This is a genomic window from Pseudomonas sp. O39 (assembly GCF_045447295.1).
Classification (GTDB): Bacteria; Pseudomonadota; Gammaproteobacteria; order Pseudomonadales; family Pseudomonadaceae; genus Aquipseudomonas; species Aquipseudomonas antarctica_A.
Genome location: NZ_JBJGXV010000031.1, coordinates 17,249 through 39,468, shown reverse-complemented (window position 1 = coordinate 39,468; position 22,220 = coordinate 17,249). Strand labels below are relative to the sequence as shown.

The window sequence follows — 22,220 nt, the reverse complement described above, 5'->3', positions numbered from 1 at the left end:
GGGAAGGAGCCGCGCCAGATGAGTAGGCGCCGGTGGCGCTGGCGGGTGGTCATGGCCAGGGCCTCAACTGCTGCAACACCAATTCGTGCAGCGCCTTACCGTTTCGGCTCATGCGTTGCCCGCGCAACTGCCATTTTTTCGTGCTGGGCCAGCAATCGATCATTCGCCCATCGGGAAGCGTAAGCACGACGTGGTAGCCGTTGTTGTGCTTCTTGTGGGCGATGCCGGTGCGTGCGAGCCAGCCGTCGAAACGCTGCATGGCTTCGGCCTTCATGCGCTTCTTGTGACCTTCAGGGTTTGGCTCACTGCCTTCGCCACCACAGTTCCGGCAACACCGCGTGTAACCAACATCCTCTCCGATGAACTCGCAGCAGCTCATGCAGTGGCTGCCGTCCTCGATATTGTCTTCAAAGAAGCTCACGGCCGAACCCTCACCGCGATCCGCCCGCCCTTCATGGTCGCCGCCAGGCGCTTCGGCAAGGTGGCCACGGCACGCTCACGCGGCTGGCCGATCACTTCATTGAAGGGGAGGCCGAAGCCCAGCATGATCAGCTTCGACTCAACGTCATCGAGCTGCTCATCAATCAGCGATTTAACCGGTGCGGTGGTCATGCAGCCTCCTTGCGCTGCCTGGTGATTTTCAGCAGGCGCTGGCAGTAGTGGTTGAATTCTTCGACGGTGATTGCGTCGCCGGTGAGCATGCTCGTGATCATCCGCGCCACGACGGCTTGGGCGCCCGGCTCGCTACTGGGGTGTTGCAGTGCCTCCAGTGCCTCATCGATCAGGATGTGCGGGCTCATACATCGGCATCCACGTCGTCTTCGCGCTCTTCCCGTTCCGCCGCTATCGCGTCTTCGGCATACGAACTCAGCAGTGCTACAGCGATCTTCTCGACCGCTTCAATCGGGCGTTGCTGGCCCAGCAGGTCTGCGGCGTGAGACCGGGCATCGCTCTGGCTGCCGAGCATTGCCGACAGCAGCAGGCGGGCAAACGAATCGCGCTGGTCCAGACCGTCGATTTGGCGCTGGTTCAGGTGGCCTTGCAGCACCGTGCAGAACCGGTCGAACGTCACAACCTGCGGCTGGCCGTAGCGGCGCTTCCACTTAATGTCGACGCCGCACACCAGGCGCTCCGCCGAATGCTCAAGCCAGTCAGTTACCTCGTCGCTCTCGCTGACCTCTGGAGGCAACTGAGCGTCGTAACGCTCCTGGCAAATATTCAATGCTGCGCTCATGGTCGCCTCCAAGGTGGCGGGTGTTGATCCAACAAAACTCGGATGCACTCATCCGCTCCGCTGCTTGCCGTTGGGCGCGGAGGGGAGTGCATTCGGGGGCTGTCGAGCTGGGAGAGGGAACTAGATCTTTTGTTAGTGGCGTTGTGGCACTATTGGGCTGGGTCAGAATGGATCCAAGCCAATTAAAAGGATGCTGTGATGTACAAGTTTTTTATCGATAAGGGAAACCTGAGGGCCACTGCTCAATTGCTTCATGATGCGAAGCGCGTAGATCCAGAATTGGATGTTGACGCTGTTGAACAGATGCTGCGGGCAAAGCTCAGCGCGCTTTTCACGCCCCTCGCAAATACGCTGCACCTGGCAGACTGCCCTAATATCTACGGCCCAGTTTTTTGCATGCCAGCTTCATCACCAAACGGCTCGAAAACCGATATCGTTTTGAACTTAACAATTCGCCCAAATGATGCAGAAATTGCCAAGTGGACGTTTGAGGTGCTCTAAGTTTTTCGCATTGGGATGTGATCTGGCAGGCACCCAATCATGCATCAACCGTGTTCATAGCTCGGGTCTCGCTGCACGGAAACTTGCTGCTTGGCGGGAGGATTCAGATCACACCCCGATGCGCTCTCATAGGGAGTATCGGGTGGGTTAACCGGGTTCGTCCTGACCACCCAGGACCTCAACCATCACCGGTATAGGGCTGTTAACGACAGGCTGTCGTGGCGCTGGTTGTCCTATTCGGCGTCCTGCTCAAGCCATGCAATCCGCGGCGCCTCTTTGCGAAGCGCGAAATACTCGACCTGTACCTTGGCACTGTTGATCATCTTGCCGCCGAGATTGGCGAGTTCGGCCGCTTCAGCCGGCTTCAGTTCGCCGGCCTGCAATTGGCGGAAAACGTCGGCCAAGTTCCTGCGTAATTCTTCAGCGTTCTTCATCGAGCATTTCCTTCGTTTTACGTTTTATTGACAGCTCCAGCCTCTTAAGCTCAACCAGCTCCTGAGGAATCTGGAACCGTTTTAGGGTCGTGAACTTCACTAGGATCTGTTTGATGTAAGTGTCATCCAGCCTATCGACGGACATTTTCAGGCTTCGCTTGGCGTGGTCTTTCCCCTGGGTTTTGTTTGCCTGGTAGTAGGCCTTGCCGTAAGCGTTTCGGGCTTCCCTGTTGGCTTGGTAATACGCCTTCTGCTTAGCCTTGCTCAGCCCTGCCTTTGAGCAAGCCTTGCAAGCTGGGCGCCGTCCACAGGCTCGGCTTGAGTCTCTGTAAAACTCGTCGAGGGGGAGCGATTGCTTGCACATGGAGCAGATTTTCATCTGAGCCTCCCGGTTGTTTTCCCAATGCACCCGGGTAACCAGGTGCATCAGTGAAAAGGTCCGTCAGTCGCCGTCGCTCGCCTCGACCATTTTTTCGATGTCGGCGGCGACCGGCTTATTCCAGTTCTTGATCTGGCCTGTCTCCAGGTCGATGTTCAGGATCAGGTAATCGCCGTAGTGCTCTCCGGGGAAGAAATCCGGCACGTAGCCTTCATAGCTGCCGACTTCATCGCCCTGTGCGTCTTTCAGGCCAGCCGCGAACCCGTCGCGGACCTTGATGTGGAGGTGCAGCTCAGTCACGTCGACCTGCACCGTTTTCTTCTGATTGATTTGCATGCTGATGCTCCTGGTTGTCATCCCAAGCAGCCCTCGCTAGAAGGCTGCTCAGTGATGCTGTCCAGTTGAACCCCCGAGAAATCCTCGGTAGTTCGTTTCTCCACCACGCGCATCGCCCGATTCATATCTCTGGCCGGCGTCACACATTTCGTGGACGGTGTTCTTCGCCGACCGGCTTGCGTGATTTCGCGTACTCACATCTGGTGAGTACGGCCAGTTCCAGAGCTGGCATGGGGATCGAATTTGTTTTTCGCGCTGTTCGCCGTTTTGGCGATGCCTCAAGGGCTTCCCGTTTCCGGGGATCGATCCGCGAAGATTTCAGGTTTTTAAAGAGCGGCGGGCGGAGGCCCTTCGCAGTGGCTGTGTATCGCTGCGATGAGTCAAATATAAGCGCGCTTATTTTATGCGTCAATAAGGATGCTTATAATTTTTCATGCAGGTGATAAAAAACCCGCTCACTGGCGGGCTCTTTTATGAATCGCAGTACTCGCGCCAGCCGATTCGAACGGCGCCGTCACCGAGATGCTCGATTCTTATTCCGGCGGTTTCGCCGATGTCTTGGATGACTTGGCACCAGGCTTCAGGGCTTTCGTCGTCGCGCCTGGATACCTCGACCAACTGAATCCGCTGTACTCGAGGGGAGGCGATTATGCGTTGCAGGCGGTGGCCCACAAGCTCGTAGGAATTTCGCGGTTTCGGTGTGGGGTAGGGTGCCTGGATCATGCTTCGCTCCTTGCGAATACTGTATGTGTGTACAGTATTGGTGCTGACATATATTGGCAATAGGGTAGCGAGAAGTTTCATGCATAAATGCATATGTCTGATGGAGATCCGTTTCTGCAAGCATGAAAAAGCCCGCACTTGGCGGGCTGTGGTGACTCTCGGCTGTCAGTCGGTAATGGAGGGATACTTTCCGCTCACCGAGTCTCTATAGATGATCTCGCTGAACAGCCTTGGGCCGTCGCGCATCGTGACCAGGGCTTGCTTGGCTTCTTCCTTCGTTTCAAATGGGCCGGCACCCACAGCTAGGCCAATCATTGAAACAACCGGAAGCCCGGTACTGGTAATGGCTTCAATGGTTCGCCGCTGTTCTTCTTCGTCACGGCAGGAAGTTGATGCGACCCATCCATTTTTAAGGCGCGGGGCGGCTACTGGCTCAACATCGGCGCCGCAGTGCTTGCACTTGACCGCAGCAGTCTTGATGCTCTCGGCACACATAGGGCAGGGGCGAGTATCTTTCTCTACCTGGGCGGCAGCAGGGGAGCCTTTACCACCCAGCAAAACCATGAGAAGGCCTGCGAGCGCAATCACACCGCCAACAATAGTGTGGATCTGGCGGTCGGCCATGAGTCCCAGGTTATTCACTCGGCCGCCGGCGCCGGTAGGCACGGATACATCCATGCTAAGCGCGAAGATCAGCCAGCACGCGCCGACGATCAGCGCGAATGTCCCAAATCCTTTCATTGGATCCCTCCCGTAATTGAGCCCGCACTTTAGCATTCGTGGCGTACAGCCACCATTGGTCTAAAGTCCGCCTTGATGCTCGTCAGCGAGCCTATGCTGAAGTCACCCCATTACTGTGATAGAGGCTCCCATGAAAGAGGCGCAGCGAAGACTGAACCTGACAGCGTGGCGTGAGCTTTCTGCACTGGCTGGAGGTCGAATGGACGCAGAGTTGAAGTATTTCGAATTGCTGAGACGGGCTGACGCCATGGAGCGATCCGACATGATCACGAGTGATGAGTGGAGAAGGCTTGTGAAGCATGCCGGAGCATTGCTTTGCAGTACTGCGCAATGTATGGGCGGGCCAGGGTAGAGCAGATACAAGAAGCCCGGCGCTGGGCCGGGCTTGATTCAATCGGGGTGTTGAATTGGAAGCTTTAGCTGAGTGCCAGAGCGGCGATGGTCAAGCACTTCCAAAACTTGGTGCTCGGCCTTCAACTGATCGCCCACGAGGGTTTTAATTTCCTTTAGGCGAACCCTTAAGATATCTCCCTTGCCAAATCGCAGATCGCCACTCTCAATCATCGAAAGGAAACTTGGATCAACAATTGATGCGTAGAACGTGGACGCGCCATCGTGGAATCTCCATTTATTTTCGTCGCGAAAGGCGATGTTCACCAACTGAAGGCTGGCCACTCGCTCACTCTCATCAAGTCGCTCCTCTTCCTGCTCGGGAGCGATGAAGTTTTCGGCTTCCGTTTCTGATGCCGCTACGAAATCGCCATCAGGCTCGCGAACGGCGAAGTAATCAACTCCCGGCCGCTGGAGCGGTTTGTGCACTACGTCTTGGAAAGCCTTGCGTAGCTTCCAATTTCGGAACAGCGCTAACACCTTTTCCTCGGTGTCGAAATGCTCCTGATCGCAGAAAACCCTGACAACGCCATCGCTAAGGATTTCAACTTTTGTGATATCTCGATTGCGAACCCACTTGATGAGCTGAAAAACACCCCTCGTTGTTAGGCTCGTAAAGCCGAGCAGGGCGATCAGATTCGCCGCTGCGGTAACCGGGCTACCGGCAAAAAGATCCTGGGCTTGCTGAATCAGACTCTGCGTTACGCCAAGATCAATTCCAAAACTGCCAGTTTTAAATGATCCTTTGACGCTAACGGAGAGCTTGGTTCGGCCATCGTTGAGCGTGGCGTTTGCCTCTTCGAAAAGCTCCCCGAGAGCCAGAAGGGCGGGCGCAAGATCACGCACCTCCATCTCGTGCGATTGAAGCGCGGGCCCGTCATAAACGACTTGTAGCGATGCTTTGCTCATGTCTTCCATTGTTGCTTCCGTGCGTGATTCTGTCTATTTAAGACTATGGCTGCCCGTCCGAAAGCGAGAGGCTACAGCATCCCGCCGCGCCAGACCACGCGCCTATTCGGGCTTGCTTGGGTTTATCTGTCCAGCGCTCAGCTCACCCCCGCACGCCATAGAAGTGATTCAGCGCTATCAGCTCAACCACCGCAACGAAAACGCACAGAGCAATGAAATTAGGGCTGAATACCCGCTTGCGATTCGATGATCCCCCGCCTGACCAGTTCGCACCAGTATAGATAGTGAGTGCTGCAACGAGTGCGAGCAGAGCATAGGTCCAAGCCTTGCTCCAAAAGCTCTGCTCTCGCCAGGCAGTCATTGGCTCACCCAAGGCAACAGCATCAGGAAAACCACCCATACCCAGGGCACTTCATGGCTCTGAGGCGACGCGAAAGCGCTAGAGACTCTGTAAACTCATAATACGAGGCGCCGAGCTTGGATCGCTGTGAGTACTGCAACATATCCACAATCCGCTGGTAATCTGCGCTTTGCTTGAAGTTACGACACTGCTCAACCCGTTCAGCTTCCGTTACAGGCATCGGTACTGCGTCGATCTGTTTTTCGTACTCAGTTTTTTCTTTTGGCGTGCTGTAGCAGCCGGAGATAAAAAGCGGGGCGACTATTAAAGTCGCGATCCGAAAGGCATTCATTACCACATTCCCTTGTGTATACGAGCGCTAGTCAGCTCGCGATATCTCGATTTAGCTTACCGCCCGGGCATATCCGCCCCAGCACACTTGCGGATCAGTAAAACTTCTGCAGCGCCTGCACAACCACGCCCACGATCCGGCAGTCTTCAGTGAACGGCTCGATGCGCCAGGACGGATTGAGCGGCTTCAAATAAAGCTTTCCCCCATCGTTCACAAGCTTCTTAAAGGTCGCCTCGTTGCTGTCGGGCAGCTTAGCCACCACCAGCTTGCCGGGTGCGGCTTCCGCCTCGGTATCAACCAGAATTAGCGTGCCTTCTGGGATGCTCATGCCGGATTGCGCCGTCATAGAGTCGCCCTTCACCTCAAGCCAGAACGCCTGGCCCTTCGAGTTGTACTCAGAAAATTCGTATCGATCTGAAATGCCTGCAGGGTACGGCTCAACAGCCTCTGCCCAGGAGCCGGCCGATACCCAACTGATCACCGGGTAACGGTAGCTTTGGGAAGGTTGCGCAGCCATAGATACGTTCGAGTCTTCTCTCGTTTTCGCAATCATCGGGCCAATGTTGTCCGAAAGCCAAATCGCACTGACGCCGCATATGTGGGCGAACTTTGGAAGGTGCGCGCTCTGAAGGTTTTTCCCCGTCTCCAATTGGGAGATCAGTGGTTGCTCGACGCCGGAAACTGCCGCCAGTTTTGCCTGGGTCAGATTGGCGTGCTTTCGCGCTTCTTTTAGTCGTTCTGCAAGTGTGCTCATGCACATGAATTTATAAGTTCCCTTATTGGCTTGCAAATAAGTATGCTTCTACTTAGGATATAAGCAGGCTTATCAGGAGGGCTCTCATATGACCCCTATCGAAAGGCTCGTCGACTTCTTCGGCGGGCAAACCAAAACCGCTTCAGCGCTCGACGTATCCCAAGCAGCAGTTTCGTACTGGGTCGCCGGGATTCACCCGATGCGCGCAGAAAAAGCTTTCAAGGCTGAAGAGTTGACGGGCGGAAAGATCACTGCGCGTGAGCTGTGCATGCCCCAGAAGGGCTCCCGATCCGCCGCATGACATCCCTGTCCGCCGTTCCATTGAGCAAATGATCGCCTCTGCATCGGCAGGGCGCCACGGAAACAAATTTGAGGTTTTACGAATGGAAGACTTTTTGGATGCGTGCCAGGCCGAAGTGAAAGGCAATGAGCCTAAGACCCTGGCTGCAAAGATGGGTGTTCCGCACGTTGGCCTGCTTCAGCGCGCGAACCCGGACAACGAGGCTCATCACCTGACCGTGGAGCATCTTTTCGGGATCTTGCTGCACACCGGTGACATGCGCCCACTGCTGGCCCTGGCCAATGAGTTCGGCTTTGACCTGGTATCGAAGTCGGCGCCGGAGCCGCAAGCGCTCACCAAGTCGCTAATCAACGTGGGCAAGGAAGTCGCTGACCTGACGATCGCAGTGCACGAGGCACTGGACGACAACCACGTCAGCACTTTCGAAAAGAGCCTGATCCGCCAAGAGATCAATCACGTACGGCAGAGCCTTGACGTGATGGATGCGTCGGTTAAGGCCGCCTGAAAGTTTTCGCATGCGAAATGTAGGGAGGGTAGGCGGGGGCGAATGGAAACCGAAAAAGAAACCCAAACATCATCTTTTGGGGCAGTCCCTTTCCACTATTGGTGAAAGAGCTGGACGAAAACGCAGGCACAAAAAAGCCGACGTACGAGGTCGGCTTTCTCAACAGCAGTAAACAACTGGAGCGAATCATGCACCAACACACAGAATCGATCAATAGCCCCAACATTCCCGCGCCACGTTTTTCGCAATCTGAAAACGTGGCGCGCAATTCCTCAGTGATTCCGTTCGACTTCGACGGCGCCGCAATCAGGGTCATTACCGACAAGCTCGGCGATCCATGGTTTATCGCGCGCGACGTCGCCGACGCCCTTGGCTACTCCAAGCCGGAGAACGCCGTGGCCCGTCACTGCAAGGCTGCGACCACTACCCCGAAACAGGCTGGTGGTTTCATGACCATCATCCCGGAGCGGGACCTGTACCGGCTGGTGATGAAGTCCAAGCTGCCGGCCGCCGAGAAGTTCGAAGAGTGGGTGGTTGGCCAGGTGCTGCCAAGTATCCGCAAGACCGGCACCTTTTCTGCCCAAGGCCCGAACAACTCCAAAATCGTCGGCGAACTGGCCATCCTGGAGTGCTTTGACCGCCTTTTGAAGCCTGCCAACTCCAGCAAGATGCTGATGCTGGCCAAGATCGCCGCCAACAACGGCCTAGATGCCAAGTTCCTCCCAGGCTACGCCGTTGACGCCGCCCCTGATGCCGCTGGCTGCTCTTCGATGCCGACCAAGGCAATCACCGCTCTGATCAAAGATCACGCCATTGCCAGCACCGCCCGCGCATTCAACCTTGCACTTGAGACCCACGGCTTCCTCAGGGTGCTCCAGCGCAAAAACTCCAAGCAGGAAATGGTGGACTTCTGGTCCGTGACCGAGAAGGGCATGGCCTACGGCAAGAACCTCACCAGCCCTCAATGCCCCCGCGAGACGCAGCCTCACTGGTACGTGGATCGCTTCCTTGAATTGGCCGCTAAGGTCGGGAAGGCCTGACATGCAATACACCGTCACGATTAACCAGGTGAAGGCGCTGGAGTGGGGGCTGAATTCTCAGCAAGCCCTGCTGTTCGCCTTCGTCTACGGCTGCCCGAGCTGGACCAAGCCAATCAAGACCGATGACGGGATCTTCTTCGCGCTGAGCAAGGCCAAGATCATCGAGGAGCTGCCGCTGCTCACCGATAAGCCGGACACCGCTTACCGCATGCTGAAGGCCCTGGAAGAGGCTGGCTTGATTGAGCTTTCTAGCACTTCGAACATCACGCTTTTCCGCCTCACAGAGAAGGCGATCGAGTGGAACCAGAAGCTCGACGGGTCGGAAAAATATCCGACCCCACCAAAAAACAAGGGTCGGAAAAATATCCGATCTACCTCGGATGAATCTCCGAGCAAGGTCGGAAAAAAATCCGAACAAGGGTCGGAAAAATCTCCGACAAATCAGGATACCAATCATCAGGGTACCAATCAGGACACCAGTCAGGACTTGCAGGACGCCACCGGCAAGCCGGCTCAGTCCCGCGGTCTGGTGCTGGTGGTTGATCGCACCGACACCCCACGGGTCGAGATCCCCGCCGACATGCCTGGCCCCAAAGACCAGACCTGCAAAACCTTCAAGGTCTGGGCGAACTACGCCATGGCTTACCGCAAACGCTACAGCGCCTGGCCTGTGTGGAATGCCAAGGTTGGTGGCCAGCTCGGCCAGCTGGTCGACCGCCTCGGCGCGGATGTCGCCCACCACGTCGCTGCCCACTTCCTGAAAACCAGCGATGCCGCTGTACTGCGCAAGTGCCACAGCCTCAACGAACTGCTGGCCAACGCTGAGAGCTATCACACCCAGTGGGTGACCGGGCAGCGCATCAACGGGACAACCGCCCGCCAGATGGAGCGGACTGAGGCAAACCACTCCGCGGCGGAGCAGGCTGCCCAGATGGTTTTGGCCAAACGGCAAGCAGGTGACCGAAATGAATACCTTTGAAATGAATGACCAGCAGGTTGCCGGGCTGGCCGCCGCCATCTGCGCCACCGCCGAGGCAATGGGCCAAGAAATGAACCCAGGCACTGCCGCAATGATGGCTGAAGACCTCTGCGCATATCCGGTGCCCGTCGTCAAAGCCGCGTTGAAGGCCTGCCGCTTCGAGGTGAAGGGCAAGCTGGCAATGGCTGACATCCTGCAACGCGTCCAGTCCTCCGACGGGCGCCCGGGCAAGGACGAGGCCTGGGCCATCGCCATGACCACCAACGACGAATTTGAAACAGTGGTGCTGACCGACGAGATCCAGCTGGCCCTGGCTGCTGCGAAACCCATCTTGGATGGCGGCGACAAGATCGGTGCACGCATGGCGTTCATCGACGCCTACCAGCGTTTCGTGAGCCAGGCCCGCGAGGATGCAAAACCGGTCAACTGGCACGTGTCCGTGGGCTTCGACGCAAACCGTCGCGTGAAGGCTGTGACCAAGGCAATGGAGCTGAAGAGAATCCCGCGCGAACACGCCCAGAAGTACCTGACGGACCTGAGCGTCGAGCCAATCACTGATGACGGTCGCGCCATCGCCGGCTTGCTCACTGGCACCGTCACACGGCCAGAGCCCGAGCTTCGGCAGAGGCTGGAACTGGTGAAAACCTCGATGCTGGAAATGCGCAAGGCCAGTGCCGAACGGAAAACCGAAATGCGGATTGACGCGGCAAATGAGTTGGCTGATCGCAGAGCGATGCTCATCAAGCAAGCTCAGGAACTGGAAGCGAAGAGGGCGGTGCAATGACCGACAAGATCAGCGTCAACTGCCAGGCCAAGCTCTCTGAGGCTATCACCAAGTTGAGCGCCATGTACCGAGACAAGAAGTTCGTGGTGGTCTCCCTGCGCGCTGGCAAGGACCGCACGCTTGACCAGAACCGGTTGTGGTTCGGGATGTACAAGCGAATCGCCGAGATGACCCAGATCGGCGACGCGGCCGATGCCCGCCGGTACTGCAAGCTGCACTTCGGCGTGCAGATCCTGCTGAACGAGGATGCCGGCTTTCAGGCCGAGTGGTACCGCGTCATGCGCCATCTGCCGTACGAAACGAAGCTGGCCATGATGGGCGAGTGCCATTTGTTCGGCCCCGACGGTTTCCCGGTGACCAGCCTGTTCAATCGCGCTCAGGGCATCAATTACACCGACCGCATCGCCACCTACTTCACAGGCCAAGGTGTGGTTTTCACTGATCTACTCAGCAAGGAGGCTGCATGATCGCCAAGCAACCCAAACCGAAGAAGTGTAAGAACCCAGCATGCGGCATCAGCTTCCCGCCGCAGCGACTGGGCCAGGCCGTATGCAGCCCGAAGTGTGGCCTGGCCATCAAGGACGTGAACCAGGCGAAGGCGCGCAAGTCGCTGGCACAGGTCGAGCGCCGCGAGATCAAAGTCCGCAAGGAGAAGCTGAAAGGCAGGGCGGATCACTTGCGCGAAGCCCAGGCCGCGGTGAACGAGTACGTGCGCCTGCGTGACGCGCGCTTGCCATGCATTAGCTGCGACTCGACGCCGAACGACAATGACCTCATGACAGGCAGCCGGTGGGACGCCGGGCACTATCGATCCGTAGGTGCCTGCCCAGAGCTGCGCTTCGAGCCGCTGAACATCCATCGCCAATGCGTGAAGTGCAACCGCAACCTGTCCGGCAACGCCGTGGAGTACCGAATCCGTCTGGTGCTGCGTATCGGTGCCGACAAAGTCGCATGGCTTGAAGGGCCTCATGAGCCTCGCAAGTACACCGTCGAAGAAATCAAAACCATCAAGGCCGAATACCGGGCAAAGACCAGAGAACTGAAGAGGGCTGCAGCATGACCTATCGCAACGTTGTTTCAGCAGTAGTTCGAGCCCTTGCGGCCGAGACCATCAGTTCCGCCGGCGGCTGCGACTTTGAGCCGAAGGTGCAGTGCGCCAAGCAGAAGGGGGAGATCGTCGGCAAGGAGGCGGCGTTTCTTCAGGACTGCTGGGTGTTCGGTCGGCTGCACAAGGCGCTCACCCCGGCGCACTGGCGGGCACTTGTGGCAAAGTACTCGACGCACCAGGAGCGCAAGCATGGCGCCATCCTGGAATTGCTGAACTCGGTGAAGACACCGGCGCCGAAGCGCTTCCGGGAATGCGCGGTGCTGACCTGGGCCATTCCACAAGTTGCCGGTGCCGAGGGCAAGCGCTCCGCCGCGGTGCTGCCGGCCGCCTGGTACGACATCACAAATTGGGATAACGACGGCAAGCCGGAATCGACTCGGTATCGGTGGCGTTCAGGGATCCGCAAGACGCTTGATGACCAGGTGAACGAGGCGCTCACTGCCGCTCAGGAGCTGCTCGACGCAGAGGGGCTTATCGAAAGTTGCGCCGCGTAGCAAAAAGCTATTGCACTGAGTGAGAAAGTGAGAGAGTATTTACCCATCCTATCGATCTTGCGCGTTAGGGACTCACACTTGAAAGCCCGGCTTATATGTCGGGCTTTTTATTGCGCTCAGTTTGTGCAAGGTCGAAAATAGAGCTTCCGACTATAAACTGGGAGAGCGTCATGGTTTTGCGTGGCATGGCACAGATGCATGTCGACGACTTGGCGGAACGGTTCAAGAAGTTGGTTGTAGGGCAGGCTGGCAACGCGGATATTCAGTTTGCGTGGGTTGTTTTTTATCAGGGCAGAATGTTCGGAGCTTATTCAACGGCCGAGCTTGCACTGAAGAAAATAACGAACATTGAGCACTGCATAAGCATCGACGAGGCCCCAGTCCCTCAAACTTCAAGCGACTAAAGTTTTTATGAAACCCCGCCTAGAGCGGGGTTTTTTATTGCCCATGGAAGGGCGATTCAGCAAAAGGAATTTGCAGATGTTGAAAGAAATCAGATGCGGTAACTGCAACCGACTTCTCGCCCGTACGGGTGGGTTTACAGAGCTCCAGATCAAATGTTCCCGATGTGGGACGCTGAATCATGTGAAGGCCACGAGCCTCGAGCAATCGCCCATGAGCGCCATACGCCCAATTCAGAGGCCTGAACTTAAATCAGCTCAGTAATGGAGTTTAAAATGGAAAACGCAAACTCGGCGTCTCAAATCTTGCAAGATCTTTGGACTCAAGTAGAACCGGTGGATAACACCGGCATGCTTAGGCGCGTGGTTTTTGCGCAAGGCAAGTTTTTTGCGGTTGGTGGCAACAGTCTTCCCACAACCACTCAGGTTGTCACCGGAGGCGCAACTGGCACAGCGTGGACCAAGCTTAAGGGCGTCGTCACCTCTAATAGCGGAATGGTCCTCAACGAGCTGTACTGGAACGGTATTGGGACATCGCTTCAAGCCCTTTCTCAATCCGGCAATGTGATCAACGGCATCGCAGACCGCCCTGAAAGGGATTGGACAAATCTTACGACAACTGCTCGCGCGTACGGGGACTTGCAAGGCGTTGCGTTTTATCAGCCGCTTTTCGGCAACAACTACACCTGGATACTGGTTGGGTCTAACGGCAAAGTCTTTTCCCGTTATGGCGATTGGTCAGGCCTGGTGGAGCGCACTACGACCTTCACTTCTAGCGAGACCGTGTACTGCGTCAACGTCATTGGCAGTTTTGTGTTGATTGCGGGATCGAATGGGAAGCTGCTTAGCGGTGTGAAGATGGCGACGGATAATCCGCAAACATTCACACCCAGAACTAGCACCTTCGGCACTAGCACCATCCTTTCCATGAAGCTTTGCAACGGGAAAATGTTTATCGTTGGTGCGGATGGCAAGATGGCATATTCATCCGATGGGCTTAGCTGGACTGCTGTTGAAGATACCAGTTTCGGTGGAACCATCATCCGCGACATTGCTTACGGTAATGGCAAGTATGTGGCTGTCGGCGACGGCGGCAAGACGGCCGTTTCCGAAGATGGGCTCGGCTGGATTCAGCAAGACAACACTTTCGCAGGAACCGATATCCGGAGCGTCGCCTACGGCAATGGCAAATTTGTAGCTGTTGGTGCAGACGGCAAGATTGCTTACTGGACTCCATGATCTTCTATCTCCTTGCGTAATAGAGCCCAGCCGTCGCGCTGGGCTTTTTTTGGCCCACGGAAAGGGCGATTCAGCAAAAGGAATTTGCAGATGTTGGAAGAATTCAGATGCGGTAACTGCAAAAGACTTCTCGCCCGTACGGGTGGGTTTACAGAGCTCCAGATCAAGTGTTCCCGATGCGGGACGTTGAATCATGTGAAGGCCACGAGCCTCGAGCAATCGCCTTTGAGCGACATGAAAGCGGAATCCTCCGCGACAAATCATTCGACTTAAAAGGTGAAATAATGGAACTTCCAAGCATTGTTGTTACGGCTCCAGACCCGTTCTACCCTGGCCTGAACGCTTCAGGTGGTGGCACTATGCAAAGCCCTGCTATAGCTTTCAATGGTATGCAGCTAATTCGGAATGGCTATTACGCAAAGGGTATGTGGCGTGAGGTTTTAGTACGGCTCTGTTCAGAAGTAGCGGGTACCATGAGTCAGTACGGTAGATTCGATTCTTGGATGATTGGTGAGAGTTTTAACCGAGACCTAAAATTTTTGCCGTTTGCCGATAACTACATGTGCATTACTGGTGTTAATCCGGCAGCAGCTCTGGATTATGCATATCTCAACCCATTGCTAGTTACGCACGCCGCTCCCACGCAAGAGGTTAAGCAAATTTCCGCATCGGAGCTTGGTCCTGTATCTGCGTTGGGTCATTTCATTAATGGTGATGGTGCCACCGTCCGGATGGATATTACCAAACTTGGGCTGAATCCATCGGCTACTAAGATTCCGATGCTTGAACAGCATTTTAACGATATGTCGATTGGCACCACTAGGGTCGTTCTGGATAAGGTTCCTTACAATACTTTCGATGACTCTTTCAATACGGGTTCCGTTCTTGGAAATATCACCCTGAAAATTGAAGGCAATGCAACCAAGTATGAGAATGGTTCTGTTGTGTTCAATGGGGAGGCACGTGCTTACAACGATAAGTATGACGCGAATCAGGGTTCCTTCAGAAATGCGTTGCCCGAAGCGGCGACGACGGTGCTCCGTGCGATTCAGAACGGGACGGGCGCCAAGGAGTTTGAAATCGAAATCAGGGGCTCGCTACCGATCGATATCCAGCGCTAACTGAGTCATTATAGGCGGGAGAGATCCCCTCGATGCACGGTCATGCCAGCTTTTGGCATGATCGCTGTTTGTGGGTTTTGTGTGGAGAATTGTGGTTTTTCGAATGAGTGGTTTGACGTACTAAAAAACAAACCTCTAATATTGATCATTATTTCAAACGATTAATCTTGGTGGAGTTGGAGTGTTATGAGTTCATGGAAGTGGTATTTTTTTCTTGTTTTCTTATCGCTGTCAGCGTTTCTTTTGTATGTGTGCTCCGTTGCTGGCGCGCTCGAAAACCCAAATGACCTAAGCGATACAATGGGAGTTCCTGCAGCTTATGTTTTCTCAGCGTTTATCATGGGGTTTGGAACGATTTCTTGGTGTTTGTCTTTTGTTGGATTGTTGGTTTGTAAATTTGTAAGCGATGAGCATGTTAAGACTAAATTCTTTATCTCTGGTATCGCTAACTTGCCTTGGCTATTAACGTGTGCTCTTGGTGTCTTTTCGGTGGCTGCATTTTCGTACGATTCGATTATCGGAGTTTTGAGCGGGTTGTTGTTTTTTTTGGTTGTGATCTTGCTTTGTTTGAGGCTAATTCGGACTGTTAAAGCCAGCCGAACATCGATTTAGCAGTAATTCCTGGTTCTTGAACCTCACATTGTGGGGTGCTTCGAATCACTACGAGTCAACTTCCTGGCCTCGAAATTAATTGGGGCTTTTTAGTTTTTGGCCCCACCACACCCATCGCTCTTAGCTGGGATTGCTGTTGGAGCTGACCTATTTCTGGCCAAGGCCATATTCTTCATGGAGCAACGATGGATCCTACTGACCTCGGTCCAGGCACAGCTACCTGGCTGGGCGGTAGCGCCACCGTAGTGCTGGGCGGCCTGTTATGGCTGCGCCGGTTCCTCTCCAAGGACGCAACCGACCGGGCAATGGACAGCGCCGATATCGGCACGCTGAAGCGCCTGAATGAACTACTGAACCAGGAGCGCGCCGCCCGCAAAGAAGCCGAGGCCCGCGCCGATCAGTTCGCCAAGGAGCGGAACGACCTGGCCGCCGCTGTTGGGCGCATGGAAGGCAAGATCGAAGCGCTGACAAGCCAGGTCGCCCAGCTCACTGACCGCGTGACGCAGCAGAGCGACGAGATCACTCGCCTGCGCACTAAGCTGGGAGGAATCGCATGATGGACAGATGCGCATTGGAATTTATCGCGCGCCGCTGGTGGCGCCGGGCTGAGGTCTGGGCCATTGCAGTCGTGCTGGTGGGTGGTGGTGCAGTTCTGGGTTACCAGGCCGCCTACTGGTCGCTCGCCGAGAAGCAGAGCAGCCAAGTGACCGACATTCGCAAGGCCTACGACACCGCGATGGGTGAGCGCGACAAGCGCCTGGAAGAGCTGACCCGCCAAACCGGTACTGCTGCCGACAAGGCCACGAAGGCCGCAACGACCGCGGCCCAGGCTGCCGACAAAGCTGACGAAGCCCTCAACCGGGTATCGCAGTAACGCGCGCCACGTTTTCGAATGCGCCAAATCGTGGCGCGAGGTTTTGCAGATGAGCAAAGTGATCCGCCTGCGGCACGCGCTACCGTTGGGCCCGGACATCAACGCATCGGTGAGCGCGCTCGACAAGGCTATTGCCGATGCCGTGGACGCCGCCAAGGCTGCCGGACTTCCCCAAGGCCTGATCGTTGGATTGCTCCACGGCCATGCCCATGCCCAGACATTCCAGATGGTGAAGCAACAGGAATAAGGTATTGGCGCTGAATCCAGTTAACGGTTCAGCTCCTAACTGGAAACCACAGCCACTCTCCGTCCTGGGTAATGCTGTCCACTGGATACACCACGAAGTCACCATGTGCTTCATCAGGAAAGCAGAACTCAATTAACGAAGTGTCAAGCCAGCCTTCGAACGGCTCGGTTTTCACGCCAAGCCAGCTGAAGCCCTGATTGCTTTTCTGATACGTATCAGTGCTTTTATCCAAAGCTCCCCGATGCTGGCTAAACGTAAATGAGGCTCTTATTTCCCGGGTTATAGTCGGCTGTTCCGCCGGCCTAAACGAAATCTGTGCTGTCTTGAACTCCATACGATTGACCCTCCCATAATTTGAGCATCATCAATACCACGAAAATCCGCAGAATGAAGTTATGCGGCGCTTTGGAGAGTTTGAGGCAGACATGAATAGGCCATACCCGCCTGGCGCACTCTTTGAGCTGTCCGATTTATCCGACTTCGGTATTCGCCTGACGCCAGCACCCGAGGCGTGGGAGTGGCTCCAGACAGAGATCCTCGCCGACACCGGCAGCATTCACAACGAAGACCATGCCCACCTACTGGATGCAGACATCCAGGTCATGTGGGCATCGTCGAGCTTCGAGAAACAAGGCCGCACAGTCCTGGGCCAGGCCGAACAGGTAGCGTTCCGCGCTGGCGGTTGGCAGAAAGCCCGGATGGAGCAACAGATGCGTGATTGGTTCGGCGATGTACCGGCCTTCATCATCACCCTTGCTGCCGACTACTGCGCCCAGTGCAGCGACCTTGAGTTCTGCGCCCTGATCGAACATGAGCTGTATCACCTGGCTCACGCGACCGACAAGTACGGTCAACCAGCATTCACCCAAGACGGTGCGCCGAAGATCAAGCTGCAGGGCCACGACGTCGAAGAGTTCGTCGGAGTCGTCCGCCGTTACGGTGCAAGTCCTGACGTTCAAGCGTTGGTGGATGCTGCAAACAGTCCTGCTGAGGTGGGGAAATTGAACATTGCGAGGGCCTGCGGAACCTGTCTGCTCAAGTCGGCCTGATTTTTGACAGGCATTAGACGGAATTCAACCTATGGCAGCCCTGAAAAATGAGGTGAAAGGCTTCATCGTTCAGGCGTTGGCGTGTTTTGACACTCCCTCCCAGGTGGTGGAGCAGGTCAAACAGGAATTCGGCGTTGAGATATCTCGCCAACTGTGTGAGTCGCACGATCCCACCAAGCGCGCCGGGGTGAACTTGGCGGTCAAGTGGGTGACGCTGTTCCATGACACCCGCAAGCGGTTCCGCGAAGAGACTGCTGAGATTCCAATCGCCAACCGCGCCTATCGCTTGCGCGCGCTTGGACGCATGGCTGTAAAGGCCGAGAACTCAAAGAACATGGCCCTTACTGCTCAGTTGCTGGAGCAGGCGGCCAAAGAGGTGGGCGATGTTTACGTGAATCGTCGCCTCGAACCTGAAAAACCTCTGGGCTCCCATGCGGACCAGCAGCACGCCGTTGCTGAATACACGCTGGAGCCTGATGAGAATGTCCCGACTTCCCCGCACCTTTGATCCTCCGGTCAAGCTGACGCCCAAGCAGGCGAACATTTACTGCTGGGGGTTTCAGCCTGAGGCCCGTTTCCGCGATGCGGTATGTGGTCGCCGGTTCGGCAAGACTTTCTTGGGCAAGGCCGAGATGCGCCGCGCCGCACGTCTGGCTGCTGAGTGGGGCGTGAGCGTTGAGGACGAGATTTGGTACGGCGCGCCGACCTTCAAACAGGCCAAGCGTGTGTTCTGGCGGCGACTGAAGCAGGCCATTCCTGAAGCATGGCGTGCACACCGTCCAAACGAGACGGAATGTTCGATCACCCTCAAGTCCGGCCACGTCATGCGTGTGGTGGGGCTCGACAACTACGACAATCTGCGGGGCTCCGGCCTGTTCTTCGTCCTGGTGGATGAATGGGCAGACTGCCCGTGGGCTGCGTGGGAAGAAGTACTGCGGCCGATGCTATCGACTTGTCAGTACCAGATTCCAGGCGTTGGTATGCGTAAGGGCGGGCATGCGTTGCGAATCGGCACGCCCAAGGGCTTCAACCACTGCTACGACACTTATCTGGACGGTAAACCAGGCGGCGAACCGGACCATAAGAGCTGGCAGTACACGTCATTGCAGGGCGGCAACGTTCCTCCTGAAGAGCTTGAAGCGGCTCGCCGGAAAATGGACCCGCGCACTTTCCGGCAAGAGTACGAAGCTGGCTTTGAGAACTACGCGGGCGTCGTCTACTACACGTTCAATCGCGACGAGTGCCGAACCAGCGAGCGAATCAAGCCGGGCGAGGCGTTGCACATCGGTATGGACTTCAACGTCATGAAAATGGCTGCCGTCGTCTATGTCGTGCGTAACGATCTGCCGATGGCCCTGGATGAGTTTCACGGTGTTCGGGACACGCCGGAGATGATCGAGAAGATCCAGACACGGTTCCCTGGGCACTCGGTGGCGGTATATCCCGACGCCAGCGGGCAGAACACCAGCAGCAAAAACGCGAGCGAGTCCGACTTGTCGCTGCTGAAGAAAGCAAAATTTACGGTGATCGTCGACTCCACAAACCCAGGCGTGAAAGACCGCGTGAACTCGGTGAACGCCATGTTCCTTAACGCCTACGGCGAGCGACGACTGAAGGTCAACATCGACCAGTGCCCTCAGCTTACGTTGTGCCTGGAGCGACAGACCTACACCGATAAGGGCGAGCCGGACAAAGATCCGAAAAAGGGTCACGACCATATGAACGACGCCGCCGGCTACTTCATCGCCAAGCGCTATCCGATCAAAGCGATCGTCACTTCTATCAAAATGGGATACGCCCGATGAGCAACGACGTCTCCTTCAAGCGGGCGGAATACACGGCAGTGCTGGACCGCTGGGCGACCATTCGAGACGTCTGCGCCGGTCAGCACCGAGTTGTCGATCGGCTGCCGTACATCAACGCACATGACAAGTCGCCGGAGAACGAAGACCGAAACCGGGCTTACCGCGAGCGGGCGGTGTTCAAGAATGCCACCGGGCACACCCGTAACGGGCTGCTGGGCCTGGCCTTCCATAAGGACCCGACACTCACGGTGCCGAAGAAGCTGGAATACCTGCAGGACAATGCCAACGGCTCCGGGGTGAGTATTTACCAGCACTCACAGGGTACTCTCGAAAAGGTGCTTGAGGCTGGCCGTCACGGCCTATACGTCGACTATCACCAGGATGACGGCATCGGCGGTCACTCGGTGATCCTGTCGTACTGCGCCGAGGACATCATCAACTGGCGCACTGGCATGGTGAACGGCCATAGCGTGTTGACGCTGGTGGTGCTGCGGGAGTCTCCGGAGATTCCTGACGGCTTCGGCTACAAGACAGCTGAGCAGTATCGCGAATTGGCGCTCGAGGAGGACGGTTTTGTCTGCCGTGTCTGGCGTCGGTCCGGGCCGAAAGGTGGCGGGCCGCTGGCAGTCATCGACGAGTTCAAGCCCGAAGGTGTAACCGGTCGCCTCAAGGAGATCCCGTTCACATTCGTCGGCGCGCAGAACAACGACCCAAGCATTGATGAGTCGCCGCTCTACGATATCGCCATGATCAACCTGGGTCATTACCGGAACAGTGCCGATTACGAAGATAGCGTCTTCTGGTGTGGCCAGGCCCAGCCTTGGATTTCCGGCCTCGATGAGTCATGGCGCGACTGGATGGAGAAGAACGGCGTTTATGTCGGCTCCAGGGCTCCCATGATGCTGCCGGCTGGTGGTGCATTCGGCTACGCGCAACCTGCGCCGAACACCCTGGTCAAGGAGGCCATGGCCGACAAGAACCAGATGATGATCGAACTGGGCGCACGGATGGTGGTGGCTTCACTTGCCACCAAGACCGCTACCGAGTCCCGAGGCGATCAGTCGGCATCCACTTCGGTGCTCGCAGGCTGCGTGGCAAACGTCAGCGAGGCCTACACCCGAGCAATCATGTGGTGCTGCGCCTACATGGGCATCGCTGACAAGAAGGTCGCGTATCAGGTGAACCAGGAGTTCGTTGAGTTGACGGCTGATCCGCAGATGATCACGGCCTTGGTTGGCTTGTGGCAGAACGGCGGCTTCGCGAAGGCGGATCTTCGGTCGTACCTACGCAAGCTTGGGTTGATTGCGCCAGAGCGAACAGACCTGCAAATCGATGGCGAGCTGGAAGAGCAGGGCGACGGCCTGGACCTGGACGACGAGGACAAACCAAATGGCGGCAAACCAAGCAATCCTTGACGCCACGATCCGGCACGCGGTCTTCCTCGAAAAGCTCAAGGCGGGGGAGGTGGGCAAGTTTGCTCCCTTCCTCAAGGAGATTGACCGCTCGATCCGTGACCGGCTCACTCAGTCCGACCTGACCGAGTACAACGTCAAGCGTCTGGAAGCGCTGCTGAAGGAGGTGGATAGCTTGCTGCTGGGCATCTTCGATCGCTACAGCGCGCAACTGAACCTCGACCTGGTGGACATTGCCAACTACGAGGCTGAGTTCGAAGCTACGAGTTTGGCCCGATCAGCACCGGTTGGCGTGTCGCTTGATGTGGTCGCGCCTACAGCTGCGTCAATTCGCACGGCGGTGTTAACGAACCCGCTCAGCGTTCGCGGTACCGGCGGCGGCAAGTTGCTGAAGGCCTTTATCAAGGGTTGGACCGGTGCAGAGCGTGAACGCGTTACCGGCACCATCCGGCAGGGCTTCTTCGAAGGGCAGACGAACTTCCAGATCATCCGCAACATTCGCGGAACCAAGGCTGCCGGCTACAAGGATGGAGTTCTCGCCACCACCAACCGTAATGCCAGCACGGTCGTGCACACCGCTATTCAGCATGTGTCGTCCCAGGCGCGCATGGAGGTGGCCAAGGCCAACACAGACATCGTGCAAGAGATCCAGATGGTGGCCACGCTGGATAGCAAGACCAGCCAGTTGTGCCGCTCGATGGACAAACGCAAGTTTCCGGTAGATTCCGGCCCAAGGCCGCCGTTTCACCCGAATTGCTTACCGGGGCACACTCTTGTAACGGCCAGTAGCGGGATCGCGGGCGTAAGTAAACGGTGGTTCGACGGAGAAGTCGTTGTCTTCAAGACATCCTCTGGTCGTGTACTCACCTGCACGCCAAATCACCCGATACTCACGGACAAGGGATGGGTCGCTGCGAAGGAGCTTGATCTCCGAAGCAACGTAATCTGCGACGGCAGCAGTAAGTGGGCTGGTGTTGTTGACGGCGACGACCATGACATGCCATCCAGCATTCATGAGGTAACGGAAGCGTTCCTCAGTAATAGCAGCGTGCTTGCCTGTCCAGTGCCAGTGTCCGCCCCATACTTCCACGGCGACGGGGTGGGCAGCGAGGTTGTCAATCAGCGCCCAATAGTTTCCAGGTAACAGCGTCCAAAA

37 protein-coding genes are annotated in these 22,220 nt (G+C 56.3%); 23 read left to right on the top strand and 14 right to left on the bottom strand.

Features of this window, described 5'->3' with window-relative positions; genetic code table 11:
* Positions 1 to 49: 49 nt before the first annotated feature.
* Genes ACI77D_RS27135 through ACI77D_RS27120 form a run of 4 tightly spaced genes read right to left on the bottom strand, consistent with a single transcriptional unit; the run spans position 50 to position 1,234 of the window.
* Positions 50 to 421 carry a hypothetical protein gene (locus ACI77D_RS27135; RefSeq protein WP_262387760.1) on the bottom strand — a complete coding sequence of 124 codons (372 nt, stop codon included), beginning with the start codon at positions 419 to 421 and terminating at the stop codon, positions 50 to 52.
* Entirely contained in the window at positions 418 to 612 is a 195-nt protein-coding gene (locus ACI77D_RS27130) for a hypothetical protein (protein ID WP_124378401.1), read from the bottom strand. The genes ACI77D_RS27135 and ACI77D_RS27130 overlap by 4 nt, the downstream gene beginning before the upstream one ends.
* Complete coding sequence (locus ACI77D_RS27125; RefSeq protein WP_407017863.1) at positions 609 to 800, bottom strand: hypothetical protein; 192 nt, start codon at positions 798 to 800, stop codon at positions 609 to 611. Before ACI77D_RS27125 ends, ACI77D_RS27130 begins: the two co-directional genes overlap by 4 nt.
* Entirely contained in the window at positions 797 to 1,234 is a 438-nt protein-coding gene (locus ACI77D_RS27120; RefSeq protein ID WP_407017862.1) for a hypothetical protein, read from the bottom strand. Before ACI77D_RS27120 ends, ACI77D_RS27125 begins: the two co-directional genes overlap by 4 nt.
* Positions 1,235 to 1,432: 198 nt before the next feature.
* Between ACI77D_RS27120 and ACI77D_RS27115 the strand changes: the two genes are divergently transcribed.
* Positions 1,433 to 1,735 (top strand): hypothetical protein, encoded by a 303-nt coding sequence (locus ACI77D_RS27115; protein ID WP_407017861.1) that lies wholly within the window; start codon positions 1,433 to 1,435, stop codon positions 1,733 to 1,735.
* 233 nt (positions 1,736 to 1,968) lie between these two features.
* Here the strand turns inward: ACI77D_RS27115 and ACI77D_RS27110 are convergent, their stop codons facing one another.
* The 9 genes from ACI77D_RS27110 to ACI77D_RS27070 form a co-directional block, all read right to left on the bottom strand.
* Complete coding sequence (locus ACI77D_RS27110) at positions 1,969 to 2,169, bottom strand: hypothetical protein (RefSeq protein ID WP_407017860.1); 201 nt, start codon at positions 2,167 to 2,169, stop codon at positions 1,969 to 1,971.
* Positions 2,156 to 2,596: a hypothetical protein gene (locus ACI77D_RS27105; protein WP_407017859.1), complete on the bottom strand. Its 441-nt coding sequence runs from the start codon at positions 2,594 to 2,596 to the stop codon at positions 2,156 to 2,158. Before ACI77D_RS27105 ends, ACI77D_RS27110 begins: the two co-directional genes overlap by 14 nt.
* 15 nt (positions 2,597 to 2,611) lie before the next feature.
* On the bottom strand, positions 2,612 to 2,884 hold the full coding sequence (locus ACI77D_RS27100) for a hypothetical protein (protein ID WP_407017858.1): 273 nt from the start codon (positions 2,882 to 2,884) through the stop codon (positions 2,612 to 2,614).
* Positions 2,885 to 3,355: 471 nt separating this feature from the next.
* Entirely contained in the window at positions 3,356 to 3,607 is a 252-nt protein-coding gene (locus ACI77D_RS27095; RefSeq protein WP_407017857.1) for a DUF1654 domain-containing protein, read from the bottom strand.
* Between the two features lie 165 nt (positions 3,608 to 3,772).
* A complete protein-coding gene (locus tag ACI77D_RS27090; protein ID WP_407017856.1) occupies positions 3,773 to 4,348 on the bottom strand; it encodes a hypothetical protein in 576 nt (191 codons plus the stop codon).
* Between the two features lie 390 nt (positions 4,349 to 4,738).
* Positions 4,739 to 5,656: a hypothetical protein gene (locus ACI77D_RS27085; protein WP_056861762.1), complete on the bottom strand. Its 918-nt coding sequence runs from the start codon at positions 5,654 to 5,656 to the stop codon at positions 4,739 to 4,741.
* A 133-nt stretch (positions 5,657 to 5,789) separates the two neighbouring features.
* Positions 5,790 to 6,008 carry a hypothetical protein gene (locus ACI77D_RS27080; RefSeq protein ID WP_407017886.1) on the bottom strand — a complete coding sequence of 73 codons (219 nt, stop codon included), beginning with the start codon at positions 6,006 to 6,008 and terminating at the stop codon, positions 5,790 to 5,792.
* A 22-nt stretch (positions 6,009 to 6,030) separates the two neighbouring features.
* Entirely contained in the window at positions 6,031 to 6,339 is a 309-nt protein-coding gene (locus ACI77D_RS27075; RefSeq protein WP_407017855.1) for a hypothetical protein, read from the bottom strand.
* A gap of 94 nt (positions 6,340 to 6,433) precedes the next feature.
* On the bottom strand, positions 6,434 to 7,099 hold the full coding sequence (locus ACI77D_RS27070; RefSeq protein ID WP_407017885.1) for a LexA family protein: 666 nt from the start codon (positions 7,097 to 7,099) through the stop codon (positions 6,434 to 6,436).
* Between the two features lie 82 nt (positions 7,100 to 7,181).
* On the opposite strand from ACI77D_RS27070, the gene ACI77D_RS27065 reads away from it, so the two are divergent.
* From ACI77D_RS27065 to ACI77D_RS26985, 17 genes are all read left to right on the top strand, one after another.
* The gene (locus ACI77D_RS27065; protein WP_017528163.1) at positions 7,182 to 7,394 is read left to right on the top strand and encodes a Cro/CI family transcriptional regulator; all 213 of its coding nucleotides are present in this window, start codon (positions 7,182 to 7,184) and stop codon (positions 7,392 to 7,394) included.
* 82 nt (positions 7,395 to 7,476) lie between these two features.
* Entirely contained in the window at positions 7,477 to 7,899 is a 423-nt protein-coding gene (locus tag ACI77D_RS27060; RefSeq protein WP_407017854.1) for a phage regulatory CII family protein, read from the top strand.
* A gap of 188 nt (positions 7,900 to 8,087) precedes the next feature.
* Positions 8,088 to 8,939, top strand: coding sequence for a Bro-N domain-containing protein (locus tag ACI77D_RS27055; RefSeq protein ID WP_407017853.1), 852 nt, complete (start codon positions 8,088 to 8,090; stop codon positions 8,937 to 8,939).
* Between the two features lies 1 nt (position 8,940).
* Positions 8,941 to 9,918: a phage replication protein gene (locus ACI77D_RS27050; protein WP_407017852.1), complete on the top strand. Its 978-nt coding sequence runs from the start codon at positions 8,941 to 8,943 to the stop codon at positions 9,916 to 9,918.
* Positions 9,905 to 10,702: a hypothetical protein gene (locus tag ACI77D_RS27045; protein WP_407017851.1), complete on the top strand. Its 798-nt coding sequence runs from the start codon at positions 9,905 to 9,907 to the stop codon at positions 10,700 to 10,702. The genes ACI77D_RS27050 and ACI77D_RS27045 overlap by 14 nt, the downstream gene beginning before the upstream one ends.
* Entirely contained in the window at positions 10,699 to 11,169 is a 471-nt protein-coding gene (locus ACI77D_RS27040) for a hypothetical protein (RefSeq protein ID WP_407017850.1), read from the top strand. The genes ACI77D_RS27045 and ACI77D_RS27040 overlap by 4 nt, the downstream gene beginning before the upstream one ends.
* Positions 11,166 to 11,762 carry a recombination protein NinG gene (locus ACI77D_RS27035; RefSeq protein ID WP_407017849.1) on the top strand — a complete coding sequence of 199 codons (597 nt, stop codon included), beginning with the start codon at positions 11,166 to 11,168 and terminating at the stop codon, positions 11,760 to 11,762. The genes ACI77D_RS27040 and ACI77D_RS27035 overlap by 4 nt, the downstream gene beginning before the upstream one ends.
* On the top strand, positions 11,759 to 12,304 hold the full coding sequence (locus tag ACI77D_RS27030) for a hypothetical protein (protein WP_407017848.1): 546 nt from the start codon (positions 11,759 to 11,761) through the stop codon (positions 12,302 to 12,304). Before ACI77D_RS27035 ends, ACI77D_RS27030 begins: the two co-directional genes overlap by 4 nt.
* A 170-nt stretch (positions 12,305 to 12,474) precedes the next feature.
* Positions 12,475 to 12,708, top strand: coding sequence for a hypothetical protein (locus tag ACI77D_RS27025; RefSeq protein WP_407017847.1), 234 nt, complete (start codon positions 12,475 to 12,477; stop codon positions 12,706 to 12,708).
* A gap of 76 nt (positions 12,709 to 12,784) precedes the next feature.
* On the top strand, positions 12,785 to 12,970 hold the full coding sequence (locus ACI77D_RS27020) for a zinc finger domain-containing protein (protein WP_407017846.1): 186 nt from the start codon (positions 12,785 to 12,787) through the stop codon (positions 12,968 to 12,970).
* An 11-nt stretch (positions 12,971 to 12,981) separates the two neighbouring features.
* Positions 12,982 to 13,944 carry a hypothetical protein gene (locus ACI77D_RS27015; protein ID WP_407017845.1) on the top strand — a complete coding sequence of 321 codons (963 nt, stop codon included), beginning with the start codon at positions 12,982 to 12,984 and terminating at the stop codon, positions 13,942 to 13,944.
* A 90-nt stretch (positions 13,945 to 14,034) separates the two neighbouring features.
* Positions 14,035 to 14,217 carry a zinc finger domain-containing protein gene (locus ACI77D_RS27010; RefSeq protein ID WP_407017844.1) on the top strand — a complete coding sequence of 61 codons (183 nt, stop codon included), beginning with the start codon at positions 14,035 to 14,037 and terminating at the stop codon, positions 14,215 to 14,217.
* A gap of 11 nt (positions 14,218 to 14,228) precedes the next feature.
* Positions 14,229 to 15,065, top strand: a complete 837-nt coding sequence (locus ACI77D_RS27005; RefSeq protein WP_407017843.1) for a lipid II-degrading bacteriocin — start codon at positions 14,229 to 14,231, stop codon at positions 15,063 to 15,065.
* A gap of 186 nt (positions 15,066 to 15,251) precedes the next feature.
* Positions 15,252 to 15,677, top strand: a complete 426-nt coding sequence (locus ACI77D_RS27000; RefSeq protein ID WP_407017842.1) for a hypothetical protein — start codon at positions 15,252 to 15,254, stop codon at positions 15,675 to 15,677.
* 185 nt (positions 15,678 to 15,862) lie between these two features.
* The gene (locus tag ACI77D_RS26995) at positions 15,863 to 16,234 is read left to right on the top strand and encodes a chemotaxis protein (RefSeq protein WP_025856073.1); all 372 of its coding nucleotides are present in this window, start codon (positions 15,863 to 15,865) and stop codon (positions 16,232 to 16,234) included.
* Entirely contained in the window at positions 16,234 to 16,551 is a 318-nt protein-coding gene (locus ACI77D_RS26990) for a hypothetical protein (RefSeq protein WP_187601396.1), read from the top strand. The genes ACI77D_RS26995 and ACI77D_RS26990 overlap by 1 nt, the downstream gene beginning before the upstream one ends.
* Before the next feature lie 49 nt (positions 16,552 to 16,600).
* Positions 16,601 to 16,798: a hypothetical protein gene (locus tag ACI77D_RS26985; RefSeq protein ID WP_407017841.1), complete on the top strand. Its 198-nt coding sequence runs from the start codon at positions 16,601 to 16,603 to the stop codon at positions 16,796 to 16,798.
* 28 nt (positions 16,799 to 16,826) lie between these two features.
* Here the strand turns inward: ACI77D_RS26985 and ACI77D_RS26980 are convergent, their stop codons facing one another.
* Positions 16,827 to 17,132 carry a hypothetical protein gene (locus tag ACI77D_RS26980; RefSeq protein WP_407017840.1) on the bottom strand — a complete coding sequence of 102 codons (306 nt, stop codon included), beginning with the start codon at positions 17,130 to 17,132 and terminating at the stop codon, positions 16,827 to 16,829.
* 91 nt (positions 17,133 to 17,223) lie between these two features.
* On the opposite strand from ACI77D_RS26980, the gene ACI77D_RS26975 reads away from it, so the two are divergent.
* The 5 genes from ACI77D_RS26975 to ACI77D_RS26955 are packed head-to-tail and all read left to right on the top strand — an operon-like array spanning position 17,224 to position 22,208.
* Positions 17,224 to 17,847 carry a putative metallopeptidase gene (locus tag ACI77D_RS26975; protein WP_407017839.1) on the top strand — a complete coding sequence of 208 codons (624 nt, stop codon included), beginning with the start codon at positions 17,224 to 17,226 and terminating at the stop codon, positions 17,845 to 17,847.
* Between the two features lie 31 nt (positions 17,848 to 17,878).
* Positions 17,879 to 18,355: a DUF2280 domain-containing protein gene (locus ACI77D_RS26970; RefSeq protein ID WP_016969343.1), complete on the top strand. Its 477-nt coding sequence runs from the start codon at positions 17,879 to 17,881 to the stop codon at positions 18,353 to 18,355.
* Positions 18,330 to 19,652 carry a terminase gene (locus ACI77D_RS26965; RefSeq protein WP_407017838.1) on the top strand — a complete coding sequence of 441 codons (1,323 nt, stop codon included), beginning with the start codon at positions 18,330 to 18,332 and terminating at the stop codon, positions 19,650 to 19,652. The genes ACI77D_RS26970 and ACI77D_RS26965 overlap by 26 nt, the downstream gene beginning before the upstream one ends.
* Positions 19,649 to 21,067, top strand: a complete 1,419-nt coding sequence (locus ACI77D_RS26960; protein WP_407017837.1) for a DUF4055 domain-containing protein — start codon at positions 19,649 to 19,651, stop codon at positions 21,065 to 21,067. Before ACI77D_RS26965 ends, ACI77D_RS26960 begins: the two co-directional genes overlap by 4 nt.
* Positions 21,042 to 22,208: a phage minor head protein gene (locus ACI77D_RS26955; RefSeq protein ID WP_407017836.1), complete on the top strand. Its 1,167-nt coding sequence runs from the start codon at positions 21,042 to 21,044 to the stop codon at positions 22,206 to 22,208. The genes ACI77D_RS26960 and ACI77D_RS26955 overlap by 26 nt, the downstream gene beginning before the upstream one ends.
* Positions 22,209 to 22,220: the final 12 nt, after the last annotated feature.